12 protein-coding genes and 3 rRNA genes are annotated in these 24,007 nt (G+C 38.7%); 6 read left to right on the top strand and 9 right to left on the bottom strand.

The features are described 5' to 3' along the window. Positions 1 to 126: 126 nt before the first annotated feature. Positions 127 to 2,049 carry a hypothetical protein gene (locus ACI7T6_RS00695; RefSeq protein ID WP_404665679.1) on the top strand — a complete coding sequence of 641 codons (1,923 nt, stop codon included), beginning with the start codon at positions 127 to 129 and terminating at the stop codon, positions 2,047 to 2,049. Between the two features lie 55 nt (positions 2,050 to 2,104). Here ACI7T6_RS00695 and yajC read toward each other — a convergent pair whose 3' ends face one another. Next, entirely contained in the window at positions 2,105 to 2,476 is a 372-nt protein-coding gene (gene yajC / locus ACI7T6_RS00690) for a preprotein translocase subunit YajC (RefSeq protein WP_404665678.1), read from the bottom strand. 90 nt (positions 2,477 to 2,566) lie between these two features. Continuing rightward, a complete protein-coding gene (gene rlmD / locus ACI7T6_RS00685; RefSeq protein WP_404665677.1) occupies positions 2,567 to 3,715 on the bottom strand; it encodes a 23S rRNA (uracil(1939)-C(5))-methyltransferase RlmD in 1,149 nt (382 codons plus the stop codon). 124 nt (positions 3,716 to 3,839) lie between these two features. Between rlmD and ACI7T6_RS00680 the strand changes: the two genes are divergently transcribed. The 4 genes from ACI7T6_RS00680 (at position 3,840) to ACI7T6_RS00665 (ending at position 7,956) form a co-directional block, all read left to right on the top strand. Next, positions 3,840 to 4,685, top strand: coding sequence for an aminotransferase class IV (locus tag ACI7T6_RS00680; RefSeq protein WP_404665676.1), 846 nt, complete (start codon positions 3,840 to 3,842; stop codon positions 4,683 to 4,685). A 248-nt stretch (positions 4,686 to 4,933) separates the two neighbouring features. Beyond that, the gene (locus tag ACI7T6_RS00675) at positions 4,934 to 5,248 is read left to right on the top strand and encodes an RNA recognition motif domain-containing protein (RefSeq protein WP_404665675.1); all 315 of its coding nucleotides are present in this window, start codon (positions 4,934 to 4,936) and stop codon (positions 5,246 to 5,248) included. 394 nt (positions 5,249 to 5,642) lie between these two features. Further along, positions 5,643 to 7,367, top strand: a complete 1,725-nt coding sequence (locus ACI7T6_RS00670) for a hypothetical protein (RefSeq protein ID WP_404665674.1) — start codon at positions 5,643 to 5,645, stop codon at positions 7,365 to 7,367. Positions 7,368 to 7,617: 250 nt separating this feature from the next. Then, positions 7,618 to 7,956, top strand: coding sequence for a hypothetical protein (locus ACI7T6_RS00665; protein WP_404665673.1), 339 nt, complete (start codon positions 7,618 to 7,620; stop codon positions 7,954 to 7,956). Between the two features lie 249 nt (positions 7,957 to 8,205). On the opposite strand, the gene ACI7T6_RS00660 is transcribed toward ACI7T6_RS00665, so the two are convergent. The 7 genes from ACI7T6_RS00660 to ACI7T6_RS00630 all read right to left on the bottom strand — a co-directional run bounded on the left by ACI7T6_RS00660 (position 8,206) and on the right by ACI7T6_RS00630 (position 22,476). Next, positions 8,206 to 10,407, bottom strand: coding sequence for a hypothetical protein (locus ACI7T6_RS00660; protein ID WP_404665672.1), 2,202 nt, complete (start codon positions 10,405 to 10,407; stop codon positions 8,206 to 8,208). Positions 10,408 to 10,597: 190 nt separating this feature from the next. Continuing rightward, the gene (locus ACI7T6_RS00655; protein ID WP_404665671.1) at positions 10,598 to 12,160 is read right to left on the bottom strand and encodes a hypothetical protein; all 1,563 of its coding nucleotides are present in this window, start codon (positions 12,158 to 12,160) and stop codon (positions 10,598 to 10,600) included. Between the two features lie 667 nt (positions 12,161 to 12,827). Next, positions 12,828 to 14,555 carry a hypothetical protein gene (locus ACI7T6_RS00650; protein ID WP_404665670.1) on the bottom strand — a complete coding sequence of 576 codons (1,728 nt, stop codon included), beginning with the start codon at positions 14,553 to 14,555 and terminating at the stop codon, positions 12,828 to 12,830. Positions 14,556 to 15,320: 765 nt separating this feature from the next. Beyond that, a 5S ribosomal RNA gene (rrf, locus tag ACI7T6_RS00645) occupies positions 15,321 to 15,435 on the bottom strand. A 139-nt stretch (positions 15,436 to 15,574) separates the two neighbouring features. Further along, positions 15,575 to 18,535: ribosomal RNA gene (locus tag ACI7T6_RS00640) — 23S ribosomal RNA — on the bottom strand. A gap of 283 nt (positions 18,536 to 18,818) precedes the next feature. Beyond that, positions 18,819 to 20,374 (bottom strand): 16S ribosomal RNA (locus tag ACI7T6_RS00635). The 16S, 23S and 5S rRNA genes sit together here, the layout of an rRNA operon. A gap of 1,142 nt (positions 20,375 to 21,516) precedes the next feature. Continuing rightward, complete coding sequence (locus ACI7T6_RS00630; RefSeq protein ID WP_404665669.1) at positions 21,517 to 22,476, bottom strand: SIS domain-containing protein; 960 nt, start codon at positions 22,474 to 22,476, stop codon at positions 21,517 to 21,519. 91 nt (positions 22,477 to 22,567) lie between these two features. Here ACI7T6_RS00630 and ACI7T6_RS00625 point away from each other — a divergent pair, with 91 nt between their 5' ends. Next, positions 22,568 to 24,004, top strand: a complete 1,437-nt coding sequence (locus ACI7T6_RS00625) for an NADP-dependent isocitrate dehydrogenase (protein WP_404665668.1) — start codon at positions 22,568 to 22,570, stop codon at positions 24,002 to 24,004. Positions 24,005 to 24,007: the final 3 nt, after the last annotated feature.

Genomic DNA, 24,007 nt, shown 5'->3' with positions numbered 1-24,007 from the left:
GATCTCATGCCCCTTTACCCCCCCCCGTTATCTATCTTTTTATTTGTTGTTAATAAAAAAAATATAATTAATATTATATTAAAATAAAAAATAATGATAATATAAAAATAAAGAGGAGAGGTGATCATGATCGATATTCAAAGATGCTCTTATGATCCTCAAGGGAAAACTCAGCTAAAAGATTTAACCTCTGAGGAGCTCTCTTTGTTAAAAAAAGAAGGGCAATATGATATTACCTCGCATGTGGCATGCATAGCTAAAGAAATTTTTAAAGATCAAATCACACCTCGCTATAGACTCTCTCTTAATCGGTATGAAGTCACTCTTCAAAATCTTGATTCTCAAAAATCTAAAGAATCCATAACTTTGCGTTATACTGAAGGGAAGTGGAAGCTTTATACAGACGGTAAAGAAACTGATTTACTCCAAGAGAGTCAGCTATCTTCTCATATTCAGCAAACTTTACAAAAAGTGCGCCTCGCTTGGTCAACCTGTAAAAAATCTTCTCCAGTGAAAGAAGAAGCTCCCGCTACCCCTCCCTTAAAAGAAAATTCTTTGGTCCAGGAGCAAGTTAAAGCTCTCTCCTCAGACATCACCCAGCTCACGCAAAAAATCAATGCTTATTCCTCTTTAGAGCATTCTTTACAATCAAGATCTGATCTTAAGGAAAGCATCAAAAAGCTCTCATCTCTTATTCAATCGTCTTCTAAACTCTTCATGCATAGCTCTTCTTTGAGTAAAGATTTGACCTCATCCCTTGAGCAGTTACAAAAACTTGTAAGTCTCATCTTCTCTACGATAAATGAGGAGGAGAAAATAAGGCATAACCCAAGCGATCCTCATCTACAAGAGATCGACGTTAACCAAGTATCGATACCGCCATCTTCTCTTGAAGATGAAGCGTCTTTAGAATTAGACATTCATCAAGAAGAGAGTATATTGCCCTCATCTCTTAACACACCCTCTTTACAAACAGCCTCTCATCCACATTCAGAGCTAGCTTCTTCAACCACCGCTATAAAGACTTATTCTCACCTAGGTCAAGAAGAAGATCTCTATCTTAAGCTTCAGCAAGAAAAAAAGGAGCTTGAAATCACTATTCAAACTCTTAAAGCAACCCTTCAAAATCTCTCTCAAGGGTTTTACGGGGTTAAAGATCAATATCTCCATTTAGAAAAAGTTGCCAACTGCCAAACTGAAGAATTAAAAACTCTACACCGTGATTATCACGCGACCTTAAAACTCTCTCAGGATATTAAAACTGCCTATGCCTCTCAGCTAGAGCTGCAAGAAAAAAAGATTCAGGAATTAGAAGAGGGGCTTTTGCAAAAAAATTCCACCTCCCCCCCCATTCAGCAAGCCCCTCTCTCGCCCCCCGCCACTTCTTTACAACCGCTTCTTGAAGAAAAGCCCGTCTCCTCTTCTCCAAAAACCATTGATGAAACCTTAAAAAGTCTTGAGGCATTTGGACAAGGTCTTCAACAATTGGCTGAAGGTAAGCTCTTGAAGAAAAATATTGCTGGATCTGCTTTAACAAACCTTGCTTATCTTGATCCGAAATTCCCTGAAAAATATTCAGAATTAGACTATAGAACATGGATTCAGAAGAAGATTGCCACCTCCTTGGATGATGTCTCTCTCAAAGCCTATATTCAAAGTCTAAAGGTGCACCTGCAAAAACATCAAAAAAATCCTTCTTCTCCTAAAATCACCTTTCCCACAATTGAGAAGCTCTCAGGATATCTCTCTCAGGTTTTACAAGATCAAGAGTTTACAGCGTATCTAGCTGACTTAAATTCCTCTACAGGAGCCATTGATCCAGGTTCCATTTTGGGAAAATACACATTTTTATCCCCTAAAATCAGCCAACTCCGAACAAATTTAAGCTTTATTTCTAAGCAGTACCAAGCTTTCATCTCAAAAAAAACAGCGATGCAACCTAAGACAATGATGAAATTTGAAAATGCAGAGAAATTAAATCAATATCTTGGAATCCTTCTAAAAAATATGCTTAAGAGCTTAAATCAAACCGATTGGAGAATTGAATAGATGGTTTAAGCTATCTAATAAGGAGTCCTTATTAGATAGCTTAAAAGAATACGCATTACGCTTGAAAAGAGGGAGGTAGATCGGCGCTCTCCTCGGTTCCAGGGTAAACCTCTGAAACAGCAACTTTCAGCATCTCTATTTTGGAATCATCACACATTTTTAAAACGATAGAGTCTTCTTGTACTTTATCTACAATACCAATGATTCCCATAGCAACCACTCGGTCTCCTACCTTTAAAGAGCCTCTTAGCTTGTCTGCTGCTTTTCTCCGTTTTTGCTCAGGACGCCATAAGAGAAAATAGAAAAATAAAATCCCAAATCCAAACAGTAAAAAAGTTTGGGGTAAATTGTTTTCTTGTCCTTGCGTGTTAAATCCATCCGCCAAGAATCCTTTAGCGGTAAAAAATTGTAAAAGCTTGCTGTTCATGTCACAACCTCGAATGGTGAAATTTCTCAAAACGATTGATTGTGCCTCAATAATCTGCATCGTTTCAAGTAAATTCGGCTTTCATTTTTTCTATTTTCTTGTCAGGAGGCAAATATTTTCAATGTGAGGTGTGTGAGGAAATTGATCCACCGGCTGAATAATCTTAACCGTGTATCCCGTTAGTGCCTCAATATTCTTCACTTGCGTCTTAGGATTACAAGAAATATATAAAATTTCTGAAGGGTTTAAGAGTAAAAGCTCTTGAATTGCAGCTTCATTGAGCCCAACTCTTGGCGGATCTACAATCACAACGTCTGGTTTCTCGGTTTCTTGAGATTTTAAAATATCTGCAACATCTCCTTGATGAAAATCGATATTTAAAATGCCGTTATGTTCAGCGTTAAGTTTCCCATCAAAGACGGCATAAGGGTTAAGTTCAATACCGATCACCTTTTTCACTCTAGGAGCGCACACAATGCCTAAAGTCCCTGTCCCGCAGTAAAGATCATACACACAAGAGTCTACATCAAAAGAAGGGAGCCTAAGGGCTGCTTGATACAGTTTTTCTGCTTGCAGGGTATTGGGTTGAAAAAAAGAGCTAGGGCTAATTTTAAATGTAAACTCTCTTCCCTCTACTGTCAGAGTTTCCATGATGTGAGAAGGGCCTGCAAGATGCATCTCGAAAAACTGCGTCGGGCGTCCTTTAATGGCTTGATGAATTTGGAGAAAAACCGAGATGGATGGGTCGTTAATACAATCTATAAAAGCATTTAGCTGCTCTTGAGAGAGCGCAAAATGAGGATCTCCTGAAACCGTTAACATGATTAACGATTGTCCTGTTTTTTTAGACTGCCGAAATGTTAGCGTCCGTAAAGCCCCAAGTCCTGATCTAAAGTTAAAGGCACTCAGCTGTGTTTTTTCCCACCAAAGCCTTACCCTTGCAAGTAAATCTCTACACTCTAAAGGTCCAATGGTGCATTCATAAAGATTGAACACTTTACCTCTTGATTGCTTCAAAATGAGTCCTAAAAAACAGTCTCCTGCTTTATTTTGAGAGAAGGAAAACTCCATCTTATTGCGGTAGTTCTCATGGTGCTCACACGGTATAATAGGAAGCGGCTTAAAAGGAGCAAATAGCTCTTCAATGACCTTTTGTTTACGTTGAAGCTGCTCTTCATAAGGGATATCTTGAGAGGAACACCCCCCGCAACTTAAAAAATGCTCACAAATCTTATTCATAGGAAAAATCATATCACATATTTTTCTATCTCAGGTAGATGAAATAAGCATCTCTTATGATAGCCATCTATAACCCATTCTGTATTTGATATCATCTCCTATTCAGTGATACGCTTTAAGCTTTATGTTAGATGGATTATGTTTTCTTAATGATGAGTGGCTATTATTATCAAAAGCCACCCTTCCTCTTTCTGATCTATCGATTATAAGAGGGTATGCTGTCTTTGATTACTTACGTACGTATCAAAGGGTCCCTTTTCACCTCAATGATCATCTGAATCGGTTAAAAAAATCGGCAGATCACGTGTATCTCACGCTCCCCTATTCTCTTGAACACATCGCCTCTCTCATTCATGAAGGGATTGCAAAATCCCCCTTCCCTGAGGTGGCGGTTAAAATTCTTCTCACTGCTGGCCAAAGTGAAGATTATCTCTCTCCTTTTTCTCGCCCAAGCTTTTGTATCTTATTTACACCCCTTGCCTCTTTTGCAAGTGAGTGCTTAGAAAAAGGGATTAAGGTGATTACAACACGTGTATTAAGACCTCTCCCTCAGGTTAAATCCACCTGTTATTTACAAGCTCTTATGGCTTTACAAAAGGCCAAGTTAGAGCAAGCCGATGATGCCCTTTATGTGAATGCAAAGGAAGAGGTTCTTGAAGGATTAACAAGTAACATTTTTGTTGTGAGTGGGGGGTGTTTGATCACTCCAGAATCTCCTGAAATTTTACCAGGGATTACAAGAGACATTGTTAAACGGTGTGCAGGCCCTGATATCTCTGTTAAAACAGAACCTCTTCCTTTAGCCCATTTCTCTGATTGGGATGAAATGTTCATGACATCAAGCACTAGAGAAGTCATGCCGATTGTAGCGATTGATCATCAACTGATTGGATCAGGAAAGCCAGGTCCTTATACCAGAGAAATGATGCGTAGGTTTAATCTATATACCAAAAAAATATGGCCCTCTTAACCCCTGTAATACGGCGCTTTAAGCACTTTCTCCTCTGTTTGAACACCACTATTTGCTATTACCCATACTATTTTATTGCTTTTTTTATATTCCTTTAAAATACCTCTATCATCTCAATGCCTTATTCATGTAAACTAAGCTTGAGTTTGAGTTCTTAGGTCCCACGTGCAACTGTTTGTCGAGGGGAAACAGATCGATCAGGCTTTTTTAAAGCCCCATGTTGGGCACTTGTTAAGGAAAGGAATTTTATGCAAAATCAAAAATTGTACGTCGGCAGCTTGCCATATAAAACATCTGAAGAAGAATTAGCTGATCTCTTCGGTCAATCTGGTGCTGTGGCGTCTGTAAAGATCGTAACAGATTCAGTGACAGGTCAATCTAAAGGATTTGGATTTGTTGAAATGGAAAGTTCTGATGATGCACAAAAAGCAATCGAAGCATTGAACGGATACCAACTAGGTGGAAGAAGCCTTATCGTTAACATTGCACGTTCTTTAGAACCACGTAGTGGTGGCAATGGTGGTAAAGGTCGCTTTAACCAACGTCCACGTTTCCAACAATAATACCCCTTGATGAATTGCTGCCATAAAGTGCAAATTTGATGCGCAGCAATTCATTCTTCATGATTTTTTTTTGAGCTCTCTCTTTGATTCTATGACACACCTTAGGTAAATAAGCTTTAACTTTTGAGCTAGACATCTCATTTTCATTAAAGTGGTCCTGTTTGTTTTAAGCTCTCTACCAGACTATTAAAAAAATAACCCCTTCCTTCTGATCGAGTTTTTTTTAACCTCTTATCTCTCCTATCTTTTTTTAGAATAGATATGGGCATAAATATCTAGAAACCCCTGAATTTTTAAACAAAACAAATGCGTTTAAAATTAAGAATAAATGCGTAATAATAACAACTTACTAAAATTAAATTTCATTTTTTGATTCTATAAAGGACTTATATCAATGACTCATATTCCTCATAATTATCCGAATAAAAGAGCTCAAATTAACCGTGACACTTCTCAATCAGATGCCAGCTTCCTAGATGCTGAAAATACCCTTACTACAACCGCTAATAGAGTGAATGTAGCAGCAAACATGGCATTATCTCCTGAGCAATCCTCAGATGAAGAAAAAAAAGTCGAAAGCTTTTTTAGCTCTTATAACAGTAGTGATTTTAACTCTTACCGAAATATTCACTCCTCACCATCACATGTAGAGCGCATCTCTATCGTAGAAACTCACCTTAGCCAAGAGAATACAATCATTTATGCATCTGAAGAGGAGTATGATCTCACTCCTGAAAGAACCCCGACTCCTCACTATTTAGAAAATGAAGAGGGCTTGAATCAATCCCCGCTCTTAAATGCAGTTGCAGAAGAAAATCCCTTAAGAGAACATCCTGTAGTTAATGAGAACCTTATAAGAAATGCTACAACTCATGCAGATGAAGAAGAGCCAACTCCCCCTCCTAGATATACACCGCACCCTCAAGAAGTGATTCAGCGATCTCAATCTTCTCACCAAGAAAACAAGAATCATTTAAGCTTGAATCTATCTTCTATAAGAAAAGCTGGGTCATCTAGCTCCATCCCTGTCACGCTATCTCGTCATCACACAGCCTCGTCTAGTCCATCTGAAGAGTCTCCTGCAATCGATGAAACGCTGATAATGCAGATTATGGATAACTTGCTATCTTTAAAGTTACCTACCAACTACATTTCTCTAGATGTCCTTTCAGAAAAATACGCGCTCTTGTTTGGTAATTTTGAAGAAGCCTCCGTTAAGATGGTGCTCACGCATCGCCCTATAGCGAGCTCTTTAAAAACACTCTCCTCTCTATATCATAGCTTTACCCGGTTGAAAGACTATACTAACTTCCAAGCAATAGAAGAGGCCTATACGAAACATACTAAGACCTATCCAGCCTTATATTCTCCTCCTCCTCTTAAGCAATTTTGTAATCCTCTTCTCTTATCTCGAATTCGGTCCACGCTCCAAGAGAATCCTCTCTATAAGATTCATGATTGGACAGGAATCTCTTCAGATAAAAACCTTTTTGTCATACGTAATGAAAGAGATATCCCCGCTTGGATCTTTAAACCTGTAGCAGAACCTACTCACCTTCAGTATGAACTCTGCGCCTTAGCTCTCAATTATGAAGAGCAATTTCCCCTTCCTAGATCTTTAGGGATTCAGCTCCTTGATCAGCCAGGTATTGCGACGTCTTTTATTATAGATGCAGTTCCGCTCTCTACACTTAAAGAAAACCCTAAATCCCTGCTGCCTCTCATTGATCTGCAAAAAATCTTGATTTTTGATTTATTATTTTGTAACCAAAATAGAACAAGCAGTAACTTACTGATTCAATACGACACTCAAGAGGGAAATCTCCTCGTTAAAGGGTATGGCATTAGTCATGAAAATTGCTTACAGAAAAACGATGGGATTAAAATAGATTATCTTGATGTCTTCAGTAGCTCTGATTTTTTTGCTCAAGAAATTCATTCCCTTTTCTCAGAAACTGCCTGCGAAAAATATGCCACTATTATGGATGAATTTGGGATAAATCTTTCTATGATAATGTGGATGCGCTACGTCGGAAAAACCTTAAGATTAAAGGCTTCACAATTTACGCTCCATACCCTAGCAATAAAATTAAGAAATAAATTTGACGCGTTTGAATGAAAAGCTAACTCCTCGTATTGAGGAAGATCAAATACCTAGAGATTAAACAAAAGCCCCGGCTCTATTTTAACAAGGTATTTGATCTCCTATCTCAGCTTTAGCACAATTTAATAACAGCTCTTTTAATAACCATTCTAATAAGGCATAGCATAAATCTGTTAGTTCCTTTCAGTTTTTACTGATTGAAATAAAGAAATCGTTCTTTTACAATGAAGTTACTAAAAATAGTCATAACTTTTATAGAGGTTTTATGGAAATCCAGTCGGTCTTATATTCCAATTCTCATCAAATAGTGGCGCAGCTGACTAAAGATGAAACAGGTGATATTAAACAGGTGGAGATTTGTTCTGAAAATCTAAAAAACAGCTTATCCATCAATGGAATCTTAATTCCTAAAGTGGATAGAAAAGATCAAAAGGCTAGGCTCTATTTAAAAGATCAATCCTCTGACCCGAGATATTTTGCGCAGTTATTTATGAAAATCATCTATCAGCAAGATTTAGCTCGTGGAGGGTTTTACTGGAAAGATGCCCCCTCTCAAACTCCCTCTCAACTCTTTGAGCAGCAGTTCAATTATTTAACAATTTAGGCTTAAGCTTAGTCCTATTTATAGCCATGATGAAAAACCTCAATAGAGAGTAAAATCATGGCTTTTTTTCTTATTTTTACCTGTAAGTTTTCTTAAAATATCATAAAAATACTATTAGGGCCTCTTACCGCAAGATCTGCTTTATCCAGGTGAGCATCGTTTACACAGGGCTAAAATAGCTAACCTTTTTAACCCCTAAAAAGAAGAGAGGCTTTGCTGCATCAAAAACTCTTCTATGCCATAAATCCCTTAGCTTGGCTTTTTGAAATAGAGAGCGATTTGGTTTAAATAGTAAGAAGATGTAAGATCCAGAGAGAACGCTTTAAAAAGTAGATCGATCTTAGATAGATAGGTAAATCCATCGAATAGAAGGATAGCTTGACCCTTTTTCATCAGCTTTGCAGCTTGGAAATAAGCATCTGGTGCCCGGGTACCTAACTGAATGGCTCTTGTGTAAAGCTGCTGACACGTGAGTGTGACTCTGCTTTGTAAAGTGATGCTCTCTTCTGAAGATAAGAGATTACCTAGATGGTGATAGGTATCTGCATGATACCGATCTACATTAAGAGCTTCTAAAAATAACTCTTGAGCTGAGTTAAATAGTTTTCCTTGGATCTCTATAGGATTTTTAAACTCTTTTCCCAGATAAAAATAGGGCCATGCAGATTGCGAAGCAATGGATAAAGATTTTAGATACAAATTTTTCTTTGTTAAAGAAGTGGTATCTTTTCTTTTGAAAGATGTGACATCATATTGCTCTATCTCTTCTTTCCCATTATCTTCCTCTTTTAAGGTTAGAGCATAGTGGCCCAATATTTTTGCCACAATATCAAGTGGATAGTAGTAACTTGGTGGACGTCGATATTCCATGTGATAGACTTCGCTTGCAGCCTCAAAATAGAGCTCCTGCTGTGTAAAATACTGCCCACCAATCTTAATTGTCTCATGAGGTGATATAAACGCTCCTAAATGGTAATATGCATGAGGAAAATACTGCCAGCCTCCCTCAATCCCTTCTATAAAAAAGGGATTAAGTTCTTTAAGGGCTTTTTTATCATTAGGAAAGTGGGCTTGTAAAAATTCTGCGTTTAGCGAAGCACCATTAGCGCAACACAGACCGAATTTAACCGTTGAATTAAAATAATTTTCAATCAATTCTCGATCTTCGTACCTATCAACTAAATGTGTTTTACTTAAAAGAAATAATAAATTTGCAATATCTTGGAAGCATTCGGAATAACTTGCGCACTTCATAGATTTTATAAAATATTTTATTGTATTGCGTTTAATGTGCTTCTCAATAGAAGAATCAATGAACTTTTTTAAAATAATTGAAAAATAATTTTTTTGTGGATCCATAAAAGTCAGATCTCTTACCTCATGCCAATGAGGCATAATAGCTAAATAATGCGGAGCGTATTGAACGGCATTTTCAATTACTGTCCCTATATTTTTAACGCTACCATCTGGAAAAGTGATGGTATAGTCACTGATAGGTCGGACTCTGTCTTTATCTTGACCCATGATGCCTTGACAGCTAGCTAGCAAGATCGCAGCTTCTAAGTTATGAGGGTTAAGATGAAGCGCCTTAAGATAAGGTTCTGGGATTCTTTCACCCCCATTTTTTTCAGCTAGGAGTCCAAGTCCTATGTACGCTTCATCATTACGAGGATTAAGTTCAAGCGCTTTAAGATACAGCTCTTCTTCTTTTTGAATCCCTAAAGGGAATAAGATTTTTTCTTGATTCTCATTGTTAGAATGGCTCTTTTGCCGCCTGGGAATTTCCTGATATCTCATCACCTTTCCAAGTAATGCATAATTCCTATCATCATGAGGATTGAGTTCGATTAATCTAATCATGTTATTGATAACCGGAGTTAAGTTAAGTGTTCCTTGATATACGCCAGATGGGGAATAACATTTTCCAAGAGACGAGTAATCAATAAACATACATTCTTTAACTAAATTTTTATGGAGGCGTTGATCAGAAAAACCTTTCTCTATGGCTTGTTTATAAAGCTCTTGTTGAGTCATTTGCATGTATTTGTGAGAAGACTTCATATCACACGTCAGCTCAAAAAGCTCTTCCTTTGTGCAATCTCTTCCTCTTTCTTGATCGTGTTTTAAAAGAGGATGCATTCTCCCGTAGTTAAAAATGAGAGCTGCATTATGAGGTTCATGATCAATTGCTTGAATCCATCTTTTTGTCGTGATGTACCTTATCTGACGTATAGATACATCAGGATTACTCATCAGCGCATAATCACGATCTTGTTTTATTTGAGGTTCTAAAAAATCTTGTCTTTGAAAAGATCTGGGTGTACTTGTCTCAGGCGCCTCGGCAGATAACTGCTTAATTTTCTTTAATGCTATAGAAGATGAAGCATTTTCTAGGGAGATTTCGGGACTAGGTACATGCTCATAACTTGAAGAGCGCGGCCGAATGGTCATGATTATCCTCCTTAAGGAATGCATGCATTTTTAATCTAGTGATATAAACATCTCACTTGGGTGAAAAAATGTTATCCGTTTAACTCAATAAATAAAAGAAAAATAGGTCTTTAATTTTTCAAAATATTGATATTAAACAGATCCTATACATCCACTTTTTCTCTTCCATAACGAAATATTTTAAAAAAATCTAGTTTAAAGGCCGGCTTAATTCATGCAATTTTTTTGCTGTTTTGATAAGTTCAATATAAGCTTTTAACTTGTTATTGTTCTCCATTAATGAATAAATTCTCCATGCCTTAGAGAGATACAGGGTAGCTTTTGTATAGTTTTCTAACTGAGAGTAAAGATCTGTCATCATCAATAATGCTTTAAATGTAGGTAAAGAAGATTTCATCCATTCATCAGAAAGAAGGGTTAATTTTTGCTCTAAAAGAGTCAACTCTGAAGGAGCTTGCTTAAGCTTTTCTATTTCTATTAAACTTAATAACATCGCTTCTTTAAGCCAAAAATAGTCAGGATGAACGTATTTTTCTAAAAGGCTTTTTATATTTTCACTCTCTGAAAAATCAGGAAATGTTTTTATAAGATCAATCATCATTGAGGAGATTTCTTTTAGATAAGAAAAATCCTCTTCCTTAATATTCACCCTTGTAAATAGCTGAAAAGCCTTGTCTGGTTCATACATTAGACAGTAGCTTTTAATACTTCTTTTCATCACTTTGAGCTCTTTTGCAAAAGCTTGAGACAATTTATTTTCTACATCTATTGCCCAAAAAGGTTTTTGATTAATTGGGCACTGCTCTTCCATAAAAGAAAGAGTTTCAAGTTGAATATGCGCTGAAATTAAATTTTGTTTCTGATAAGAAATTCTCTTTCCTAAATCCAGCATCGATTCATTAATAATATCTTCTATTTGAGACGCTGCATATTGATAATATTCTTCCCGAGCTGCACGCTTTTCATAATCATACATGCCACAGTTACTATCTATATATAGGAGGTACCTAGTTGAAAGCCCCTCATAATCTTGAAGAGAGAGCATTGTATTTTGAATCCCCTTTAATAATACATAGAGCCTTTCTTCTTTATGAGAAAAACTCTCAATCATTTCCTTTATCTGTGATTGAAGAAGGTCCTCTCGAAAAAATTTCTGCACTGTATTATAAAAACAATGACCTAGGATCCTCATAGGCTCTCTTTCTTCTTCGTGCTGAGGCAGCGTCAAAAAGGTCATTTTATTATCTACCACAGGATAAGTTCCTTTTGATTGGATGGCATCTGTAAGTTTAATAAAGTATTGTAAGCATTCCGCTCTAGAATCTTGATTCATATTTGGCAAAGCCAATAATTTTTGCATGTGCTTTATATGTTGAGAAAAAATATTTTCTAAATGGCTTGTCTTATCTAGCTCATAAAGAATATTTTCTAAATGGTTTATCTTAACTAAAGGAAAAAAATCGCGATAAACAAGCTGGATGATTTTTAAAAGTTGAAGATTTAATTTAAAAGATGCTGTAGGAGATAGCGATCCTATATGTATCCCTTGAAACAAAATTAATAGGCTTCTTTTTTCTAAATCATGGATATTCATTAACTGGTTAACGACCTTATTCCACTGCTGACAAACAAGACGGCAATTAAATATTGTCTTACCATCTAAAGATTTCACATCTTGCTTTAGATCAGAATATCTTACTAGCCCTATGATATGATGATAGATGTGATCAGGAATGAGCTTATTAAGAGACATAATAGACCCCTTTTTTAATAAATAATTTCCAACTTAAGAAATATTTATTCTAAAAACAAGAATCAAAAAAGTCATGTGTTATTTTTCGCCGAAGAAAAAATGGCAACTATTTAGATGCCCCACCACACACACATTTGTGTATAAATAGGAGTATGATCTAGCTCTTAAAAATCTAGAGAGCTAACTGAGGAGGACCTGTTAAGTGATAATGATTTCATTAATATTCTAGTTTTGCTTATGGGCTGTGGAAAGACAACTTCTAACTCGGTAAAAGAGTTATCAGAGATATTCCTGGTTTTTTTTGTTTGAGCTTCACCATCTAAAATATCTTATTCCTCTTGATGGTTACTCAAAGGGATTTTAGGGTCTTTGGTAAATGCTAGAATAGAAGAGACTCTTTTGCTCCTAGTCCATCTAGAAGGTTTTTTCCAGGTGCTTGGCTTTAGTTCTTCTTCTTTTTTTTAAGTCACTTTAAAGATTCAAGCTTTGCATGATAGTATGCTCTTCTTGAATAGCTTCATGATAAGAGTTATCTATCTCCTTGAGAAATTCTTATAACAGAGTCCTTAAAGCGCCTTAAGGAGCAGAAAGAAGAGTCTTTTTAGGGCTAAGTATCCCTCTTCTTTCTCTTGTTCATGTCTCTTAATCGTCAAAAGAAAAGCGTTTGTTACGAGCTGCTTTCTGCTTGTAAAACAGCACCTTTTTTAAAGACTTGAATCAATTTGATAGATGCCCTCAATTGCTGCTCTGGATTCATTAAAGATTTCACTCTCCATGCTCTAGAAAGGTAGTGAGAGGCCTTCGCATACTCCTCTAGTTGAGCATATATCTCTGTCATGATCAATAATGCCTGAAATCTTGGAAAAGAACTTACTATCTCTCTATCTGAAAGCATTGTTAATTTTTGATCAAGAAGTATAAGTTCTGAAGGATTTTGCTTAAGATTTTCTAAACTCGCCAACTTTAATAGGACAGCTTCTTTTAACCAAAAATAGTGACGGTGAGTTTTTTGAATTAAAAGATTTTTCAGGCTTTCACTTTCAGGAAAATCAGGAAATTTTTGGATCAAATGGATCATGATTGATGATACTTGCCTAATATGGACGAAGTCTTGTTCTTGGATATTAAGTCCCTTAAAAAACAAAAATGCCTTTTCAGGTTGATTCAGTAAAGAGTATCCTTTGATCATTCTTTTAGCGATTTCTAATTTTTTGGAAAATCGATCAGAAAGTTTTCTTTCTAACTCTAGTGCTTGCTCTGTCATTTGATTCAGGGGATACTGCCCTTCAATAAAAGAGCCGGCATCATAGTCCTGAGAAAATTTTTTAAGTAGTTCTAAAGCATCACTTTTTGGATATTCTGATGGATCAACCTGAGAGATTTGATCTTCTATCCATAGCACTTTCTCTCCTGAAAATTGCTCTACAGTCTCTTCTTCTTCTTGAAAAAGCTCATACATCAAAAAATCCATCTCAGCAAATAGATCATTTAAACGAGAAACTTTTTCCGATCTAGAGAAAAGTTTTTTGTGCAATTTTGCCTTAAGATATTTTGAATAAAATATGTTTCTTTGATGAGATATTTCATTTCCTAAGTTGAGGAAAAATTCATTAATCATTTGATCAAACTGTAATGAGGCATAGCTACAATAGAGCTCTCTTGCTATTTGTTTATTCTCCTCTTCAATAGCAGCGCTTTCTGTATCTTTATTTTTAGAGGGAACATTTTTTATTCTAAGCCCTTTAAGAAGAAGATAAGTTCTTTCCCTATTTCCTGAGAAGCTTTCGATCATCACTTCTATGGCTTGTTGAGGCAATTTTTTTACTAAAAATAAGGCTAAATCTTGAGAGAAAAACCGGATTCCATGCCTTGAATCATACACAGTGTCTTTTAGTTGCCGTAGCATCAACTGCGCAGCTTTTTGTTTAATGGTATTATATTGCCCCTTAAATACAGCTGCCTGAAGACATTCCACATGTTCATATAAAGCTCTAAAGTTAGATCCTGCGATACCTTTTGAGCTTTTTAACTGCTGCTCTATATAAGAGAGATGCTTTACAAGAGTATTTCCAAGATCAATTTGTTTAAAGTGTGCAAAAAAATTAAGAGGAATCCGTTGAATGATTTTCAAAGCATCTATATTAAAAGGGGTGATAAAACTATAAGAAAGAGTGGAAGAACGTAATCCATGCAGTAAAATAAGCAGTCCTCTTTTTTCAAGATCATGAGAGTTCATGATTTCATTTAAAGTTTTATCCCACTGTTTACAAACAAGGTGGCAGGAGCCTAGAGTTTTAATATCCAAAGATTGTGAGCTCTTTTTTTGATGAGGATATCTTACAAAGTTAAAAATGCTTTTAGATGTATAATGAGGAATCACTAAGTCACCAAACATAAAAACCCCCTTTTTTCTCTTTCAGACAAACTATTTTTCGCAGCACATTAATAATGTTAAATAACAATGTTAAAAAAGTCAAAAAAAACACCCCAAAAATTGCTTTTATGAAGATAAAAAAATGTAGGTTATTTCGTCTTTTTCTTCTATTTTTTTTCTTCTCTCAAAATAAATTGCATTTTTTCAGCTTATTTTTTTCAAATCTATTCATTTATGCGCTCTCAGGTGACTTTATAACTCTTTCTTTATAAGCAATAGGATACGGCTGTAAGAAGTTTTCCTAAAAAAACATCTCCATTTTTGAGCTAAAATAAGATTAAAAAAATCATTTTTTCTCAAAATCATCAAGAAATTCCATCTAAGAAGTTATAAAAGCCTCTTTTTTAAGTAAAAACTCTTGTTTGTCAATAAATAATTGCCTTTAAGGCGCCTATCTAAAAAAATAAAATCCCATGAATATTTAAGATAAAAAATAAAAATACTGCTTTTTTTCTGCTCACTTAATGCATCACTCTTGTGTATAGCATCAGAAATAGTTTAAAACTTAAAAACATCTTAAATTTAGGATAAGATTAGGCATTTTTTTCTCTATTCATCAGAAAAAATCATGAATAAGTTTCATCATCAAAAAATAAAATCCGATAAAAATCAAATGCCCATCTTTTAAAAAAGGCTTCTTTAAACAGGAATGACGATGATTAAAATTAGAATAAAAAAAGACAAAAAAAAAGCCCTAACTTTGTTTCCAAGTTAGGGCGAAAAAAAATCTGGCAACAACCTACTCTACCATACTCTCGTGTACAGTACCATCGGCGATGAGGGACTTAACTTCTGAGTTCGGGATGGGATCAGGTATTTCCCCCTCTCTATAGTCACCAGAAAAAATGTTGGATAAGTTTTCATTGATATAAAATAGCGCTTGTAAGATTAATCACAATTGAATTGGATTCTAGGCTTACAGCTTTTTATTATCATTGACTTGGCCCTTAGTATTAAGGGTAAAGCCGACAATAAAAAGAAAGATCAAGTCAATCGACCTATTAGTATTGGTTAGCTCAACGTATTACTACGCTTACACATCCAACCTATCAACCCGGTAGTCTTCCGGGGGTCTAATTGGGATACCTTATCTTGAAGGAGGCTTGGCGTTTAGATGCTTTCAACGCTTATCCTTTCCGAACATAGCTACCTGGCTATGCACTTGGCAGTACAACCAGCACACCATTGGTTCGTCCACTTCGGTCCTCTCGTACTAGAAGCAGCTCTTCTCAAGTATCCTACGCCCACGGCAGATAGGGACCGAACTGTCTCACGACGTTCTAAACCCAGCTCGCGTACCACTTTAAATGGCGAACAGCCATACCCTTGGGACCTACTTCAGCCCCAGGATGTGATGAGCCGACATCGAGGTGCCAAACACCGCCGTCGATATGAACTCTTGGGCGGTATCAGCCTGTTATCCCCGGAGTACCTTTTATCCGTTAAGCGACGGCGATTCCATTCTGAACCGCCGGATCACTAAGCCCTACTTTCGTACCTGCTTGACTTGTTGGTCTCGCAGTTAACCTCTCTTATACCTTTACGCTCAACTCGTGATTGCCAACCACGATGAGAGAAGCTTTGGACTCCTCCGTTACTTTTTGGGAGGATACCGCCCCAGTCAAACTACCCGTCTGACAATGTCCATCTCCCGGATTCACGGGACAGATGTTAGAATTCCGACTTTTTAAAACTGGTATTTCACCGTCGACTCCAGCAGCCCTAACGAGCTACTTTCACAGTCTCCCAGCTATCCTACATATAAAAAGTCAGAAGCCAATATCAGAGTATAGTAAAGGTTCACGGGGTCTTTCCGTCTTGCCGCGGGTACACTGCATCTTCACAGCGAGTTCAATTTCACTGAGTCTCGGGTGGAGACAGCCTGGCCATCATTACGCCATTCGTGCAGGTCGGAACTTACCCGACAAGGAATTTCGCTACCTTAGGACCGTTATAGTTACGGCCGCCGTTTACCGGGGCTTAAATTCAATGCTTCACCTTGCGGCTGACATCTCCTTTTGACCTTTTGGCATTGGGCAGGCATCACACCATATACTTCCTCTTAGACGAGTTTGCATAGTGCTGTGTTTTTGTTAAACAGTCGCCTGGGCCATTTCTCTTCGGCCTATCGACGCTTCTTGACGCGAAGTCAATAACATCAACAGGCCCCTCTTCTCCCGAAGTTACGAGGGTAATTTGCAGAGTTCCTTAACGAGAGTTATCTCGCGCGCCTGAGAATATTCATCCTATCCACCTGTGACGGTTTTGGTACGGTCGCCTTCGAAAACTAGGGATTATTTCTTGAAAGCATCGCGCCACGCTATCGGTTCCTCCGAAGATTCCCCTTGTCCAACACCAAGCTTTCCGTGACCGGATTTACCTAGCCACCAGCTCCATGCTGAAACGGACACATCCAATGGTCCGCGCGTTTAACTTACTTTGTCATCCCGTCGTATCATCTACGGCGGCGCAGGAATATTTAACCTGCTTCCCATCACCTACGCGTTTCCGCCTTGGCTTAGGGACCGGCTAACCCAGGGAAGACGAGCTTTACCCTGGAAACCTTAGATTTTCGGCGAGGCAGATTTTCACTGCCTTTATCGTTTACTCATGCCATGCATTATCACTTGTATGCGCTCCAACACTCCTCACGGTATATCTTCATCGCACATACAACGCTCTCCTACCACGTACAACTCCTTAGAGTTGCACATCCGCAATTTCGGCTCTATACTTCGAGTCCCGGATATTATAGGCGCAAAGTTTCTAGATTGGTGAGCTATTACGCACTCTTTAAATGATGGCTGCCTCTAAGCCAACATCCCAACTGTCTTTGAAACTTTACTTCCTTTCCCACTTAGCATAGAATTTGGGGCCTTAATTGGCGGTCTGGGCTGTTCCCCTTTTGACTATGAAGCTTATCCCCCACAGTCTATCTCCTGGTTCATCTTCCTGGTATTCGGAGTTTGATTTCCTTCGGTAGGGCTGTCGCCCCCCTAGTGAATTCAGTGCTCTACCCCCAAGAATTTACATAACCAAGGCTAACCCTAAAGTTATTTCGGAGAGAACAAGATATCTCCAAGTTTGATTAGCCTTTCACCCCTATCCACAACTCATCCAAAACTTTTTCAACAGTTACTGGTTCGGACCTCCACAAGGTGTTACCCCTGCTTCATCCTGGTCATGGATAGATCACTTGGTTTCGTGTCTACATCAAATGACTTAACGCGCTATTAACGCTCGCTTTCGCTTCGACTCCGGAACGTTTTCAGTCCCTTAATCTTGCCATTTAACGTAACTCGCTGGCTCATCATGCAAAAGGCACGCCGTCAGCCGTTTCCTTAAAAAGGACATAGGCCTTCGACCGTTTGTAGGCTATTGGTTTCAGGTTCTATTTCACTCCCCTAACAGGGGTTCTTTTCACCTTTCCCTCGCGGTACTGGTTCACTATCGGTTATCGATGAGTATTTAGCCTTGGAGGGTGGTCCCCCCAGATTCAGACCGGATTTCCCGTGGCCGGTCCTACTCAGGTACCTATCGTGCTCACTTCACTTTTCGTTGACGGGGCTATCACCCTGTTTCGCTAACCTTTTCAGGTTATTCAACTAAGATCCATCGATACACATATTGACAGGCCCTACAACCCCAAGAGTACGAAACTCTTGGTTTGGGCTTTTCCCACTTCGCTCGCCGCTACTATGGGAATCTCTTCTAGATTTATTTTCCTCAGCTTACTGAGATGTGTCACTTCAGCTGGTCTTGCTTTATTACCCTATGTATTCAGATAATAATGATGAGACATTACTCTCACCGGGTTCCCCCATTCGGACATTTCCGGATCAAAGCTTCTTTCCAGCTCCCCGAAACTTATCGCAGGTTTGCGCGTCCTTCCTCGCCTATCGATACCAAGGCATCCACCAATAGCCCTTAGCAACTTGATCAAAATTTTGAAAGCTGCTATTCGCCTTAATCGTTCATATTGTGAATTATCCTCAAGCGCTAATTTACATCAATGAAATTATGCGCTTTTATGTAATTAAAACATAAAAATTTTAAAATACTTAATAATTAATTAAAAACTTATCCAATCTATCAAGAAAACAATCAATACTTATTAGTATTGCATCTCATGCTTAGACATGAGAAGGGAAATGATGTTACAAGCAACAAGCTTGCTCAACCTAATGGTGTCAACGGAGGGTTGACATATCCATTTCGTCCTTAAAAGGAGGTGATCCAGCCCCACCTTCCGGTAGGGCTACCTTGTTACGACTTCATCCCAGTCATCAGCCTCACCTTGGTGACCTCTTTCCTTACGGTTAAGTCAGCCACTTTGGGCAAAACCAACTCCCGTGATGTGACGGGCGGTGTGTACAAGGCCCGGGAACGTATTCACGGCGTTGTTGCTGACACGCCATTACTAGCAATTCCGACTTCATGCGGTCGAGTTGCAGACCGCAATCTGAACTGAGATCGGCTTTCTGGGATTTGCTCCACCTTACGGTCTCGCTGCCCTCTGTACCGACCATTGTAGCACGTGTGTAGCCCTGGACATAAAGGCCATGCGGACTTGACGTCATCCTCACCTTCCTCCTAGTTAACCTAGGCAGTCTCATTAGAGTCCCCACCATTACGTGTTGGCAACTAATGATAAGGGTTGCGCTCGTTGCGGGACTTAACCCAACACCTCACGGCACGAGCTGACGACAGCCATGCAGCACCTATATAAAAGTCCTTACGGAAAATATCATCTCTGATATCGTCCTCTATATTTCGAGCCCAGGTAAGGTTCTTCGCGTTGCATCGAATTAAACCACATGCTCCACTGCTTGTGCGGGCCCCCGTCAATTCTTTTGAGTTTCACCCTTGCGAGCGTACTCCTCAGGCGGTGTACTTAACGCGTTAGCTCCGACACAGCTAGGGTTGAGCCTAGCTACATCAAGTACACATCGTTTACGGCAAGGACTACCAGGGTATCTAATCCTGTTTGCTCCCCTTGCTCTCGTGCCTCAGTGTCAGGTATAAACTAGAAAGCCGCTTTCGCCACCGGTGTTCCTCCACGTATCTACGCATTTCACCGCTACACGTGGAATTCCGCTTTCTCCGTCAATCCTCTAGAGAGATAGTTTCAAATGCAGCACCAGAGTTGAGCTCTGGTATTTCACATCTGACTTATCAATCCACCTACGCACCCTTTACGCCCAATAATTCCGATTAATGCTTGTACCCTACGTATTACCGCAGCTGCTGGCACGTAGTTAGCCGGTACTTTTTCTCTTGGTACCCTCAAACGCACTTGTTATTCACAAATGCACCTTGTTCCCAAGCAAAAGAGCTTTACGACCCGAAGGCCTTCATCACTCACACAGCGTCGCTCCGTCAGGCTTTCGCCCATTGCGAAAAATTCTCGACTGCAGCCTCCCGTAGGAGTCTGGGCAGTATCTCAGTCCCAATGTTGGCGGTCAATCTCTCAATCCGCCTAGACGTCTTAGCCTTGGTGCGCCATTACCACACCAACTAGCTGATATCCCATGAACCTCTCTTTAACCGCAAGGTCGATTACTCGATCCCCCACTTTAATCTTAAAAGGTATCCCTTAAAGACCACATTCGGTATTAGCGACCGTTTCCAGTCGTTATCCCCAGGTTTAAGGCAAGTTATTCATGTATTACTAACCCTTCCGCCACTCCACTACAAGTTGCCCTGTAGTAGCGTTCGACTCGCATGCCTCATCCACGCTGTCAGCATTCAATCTGAACCAAGATCAAATTCTCAATTTGAAAATTTGATTATAAAAAATCATTTAATATAAAGGCACTTAAAACGATTTCTCGCTCTAAGCGCACAAGCTTGTTATTATATATGCTTGAACATCATTTCTCTTCACTATCTAAACAATCAGTAACAACTTCGTGTTACACATTCTCTCGCACTTCGTTTTGAGGATGGCTACTAGCTTACTTTATTTTCTCTTTTTTAAGCAATCATTTTCTTTTCGCTTAAATCAGATTTTTTTCAGTTACCGTTTTTTGAACTCTTATCAAGCTCTTAAACGATTCGCTTTCGCTTTTCTCTCTCACCGTCGTTTTGAGGAAAGCATAACAATACTAAAGATGGGATTTATTTCGCAACGCTTTTTCTGAAAACAAAACGTAAAAAAACCGTTTCTCATAGAGGAAAATAGTTTTTTTTGGGCGAATTTTTTTTCGTTTACCCTTTCTTCTATGCAGCTCTTTTTGAGCCCATTTTTCGAAAAAATGCGAAAAAAAACATTCCAAGAACGTGATGAAACAAAGAAAAAAGGGCTTTTTTTCTGACAAAGGACCAAATAGTTGTCTGTTTGCGGGTGAAAACTTTAGGAAAGTTTGAACGATTTTAGGCTCTTAGGAGCGCATTTATCTCAAACTGCCCTAAAGATGAGGATATTTAAGGAAGGTTATTTCCTCTTAAAAGATGCCAGGTGTTTTGCTGCCCTGACCCCTCTTATAAAGGTGCTTGAGAGAACCTCTCATTTTAGAAACATCATAAGCTACTCATTATAAACAATTTAAGATATTTATATCTCTTTAGAGCCCCCTTCAGTATTTTTGAAGAAGCTCCTTTTTCATCAAAACCCCTTCTTCTAAAGATCACCTGTAAGCACCTTATGAAAGAGTGGATAGCTGTCACTTCTTCAAAAAAACGAGAATACAGTTTTACGTATTTTCAGAAACTGTGTAGGGAAAAAATAAAGCCCTTCTCTCTTTAGAAATCAGGAAAACCCATGCCTTAATGAATAGAGTTAAGAGGGAAGACAGCTGATCTAAAGCTTTGCCTCTCTTGTTTTTTTGATTAAGTCTCAAGTGTTTTTGAGGTGAATTTAAGGCATTCACCTGATAAGAAAAGGCTTAAATAGCTCTTAAGCTCTTGATAATAAATAAACTCAAGAAATCCCTGCATGAATGATATCATGCATTCTGATGAGCCCAACAAGACGAGATTCTTGAATAACAGGAAGCGCCATGATCCATTGATGCGGTTTTTTCTGCATCCGTTTCAAAGCATCCCAAGCAAGCTCTTCACTTTGAGTGGTGATTGCTTCTTTTGTCATCACTGCTTCTAAAGAAGTGTCCATCACATCAGGGCCTCTTTGCTCAAGGGCTCTTCGTAAGTCCCCGTCTGTAAAAATCCCTTGGAATTGTTGCTGCCTGTTAATAATAAGAACGCAGCCTAGCTTTTTTTGAGAAAGCTCTGGTAAAACATCTTTTACCTTTTGATTAGAAAAGCTAAGAGATAGCTCTTCAAGAGGTAGCATGAGCTGTTTCACTTGAAGCGTCACTTTTTTCCCAATGGCTCCTGAAGGGTGGTTAGCTCCGTACTCTTTGAGAGAAAATCCACGCTTTTGCATGAGCGCAATAGAGAGTACATCTCCAAAAAGAAGCTGCACTTCTGCAGATATGGTAGGAGCTAAATCAAAAGGGCAAAGCTCCTTATCAACAGGAAGTGTGAGTGATAAATCAGAGAGTTTAGCGAGTTTACTCTGCGAATTTGAGACAAGAGCGATTGTTTTTATTTTCCGCTTTTGGATAAAGGGGATGAGATTTAAAAGCTCTTCCGTCTCCCCGCTTTTACTTAACATCACTAAACAGTCGTGCTGTGATAAAATACCGATATCTCCATGGAGAAAATTCATCGCAGGAATATAGAGCGCCTTCGTTCCTGTAGAGATGAGTGTCATGGCAATCTTCTCTGCAATAATTCCGCTTTTCCCCACTCCTGTGATGACGATAAATCCTTGGGTATTTAAGCAGAGGTCAACGATTTTTTCCGCTTGGTGTAAATCGAGTTTCTCGTAAAAGTAGGCAAGCGACTGCTTTTGATGTTGGAATAACTTTTCTAGCACAAAACTCCCTAAAATCAGATCTCTTAATGATAGGGGATTGGCTTTTTTGTCAGAAGAAGATAATGTGAAAAAATCATAGGGGAAGAAAAAGATGAAACATGCCATTACGATTTCTAAAGGAGATGGGATCGGTCCAGAAATCATGGACGCCGCACTACATATTTTGAAAGAAGCAGGAGCTGATCTTGAACTTCATGAAGTGGAAGTGGGAGAAAAAGTGTATTTAAAAGGGGTTTACTCCGGGATTGAACCTCAAACCTGGGACACCCTTAAACAGACAGAAGCTTTTTTGAAGTCTCCCATTACAACGCCTCAAGGAGGAGGCTTTAAAAGTTTGAATGTGACCATTCGAACTTCACTTGGGCTCTATGCTAATATTAGGCCGTGTGTTTCTTACTCTCCTTATATTGCCACCAAACATCCCCTGATGGATGTGGTGATTATCCGGGAAAATGAAGAAGATCTTTATGCTGGCATTGAGTATAGACAAACGCCTCACGTCTATGTCTCTCATAAAATCATCACAAGACAAGGGTGTGAAAAAATCATTCGGTATGGCTTTGAGTATGCTAAACATCACGGCCGTAAAAAGGTGAGCGTCTTTACCAAAGACAACATTATGAAATTTTCCGATGGACTTTTTCATCAAGTGTTTAATGAAATTTCAAAAGAGTACCCTGATTTACTCTCTGAGCACTGGATTGTAGACATTGGATCTGCAAAACTTGCCACCACCCCTGAGAGTTTTGATGTGATTATTCTTCCTAATCTCTATGGCGATATTTTATCTGATGTGGCTGCTGAAATGACAGGATCTGTAGGACTTGCCCCCTCTGCAAATATTGGAGCTCACAGCGCTATGTTTGAAGCCATTCACGGATCGGCTCCTAAAAGAGCGCATCAAAATATTGCAAACCCTTCCGGGCTCATCCTAGCTTCTGTCATGATGATGGCCTATCTCAAAGAATTTTCCCTTGCAACTCTTATTCATAACGCGTGGTTAAAAACCATTGAAGATGGCATCCACACCTATGACATTTTTAACCCAGCTGTTAGCCAAGTTTGTATGGGAACAAAAGAGTTTGCAAGATGTGTTGTAAAAAATTTAGGAAGTCAACCTGAGAAAATGCGCTCTCCGATCTATCAATCAGAAACAAAAATGATGGGGGTGCCCCCTATCCATCCTATATCTACTCAAAGAACTCTTGTTGGCATCGATGTTTTTATCTATAGAGAAACATTACCAGATCAATTGATCCATCAACTAGAATCGCTCCCCTCTTCTCCCTTTAAGCTTGAGCTTATTTCTAATCGAGGCGTGAAAGTGTGGCCAGGTGGTCATTTAGAAACTGCTTGCTCTGAACAGTGGAGATACCGCTTCTTGCAAAAAACCCTTAGAGCGCTCTCTCAACAAGACCTCATCTCCCTTTTGGAGTTTCTCACTCAATTAGGCTATGACATCATTAAAACAGAAAATCTTTATACATTTGATGGAAAAAATGGGTATTCAGCTGTAGAAGGCGCTTAAAAA

It is taken from the genome of Rhabdochlamydiaceae symbiont of Dictyostelium giganteum, assembly GCF_964291045.1.
Taxonomy (GTDB): Bacteria; Chlamydiota; Chlamydiia; order Chlamydiales; family Rhabdochlamydiaceae; genus PALSA-1444.
This window is presented reverse-complemented; position numbering and strand designations above follow the sequence as displayed.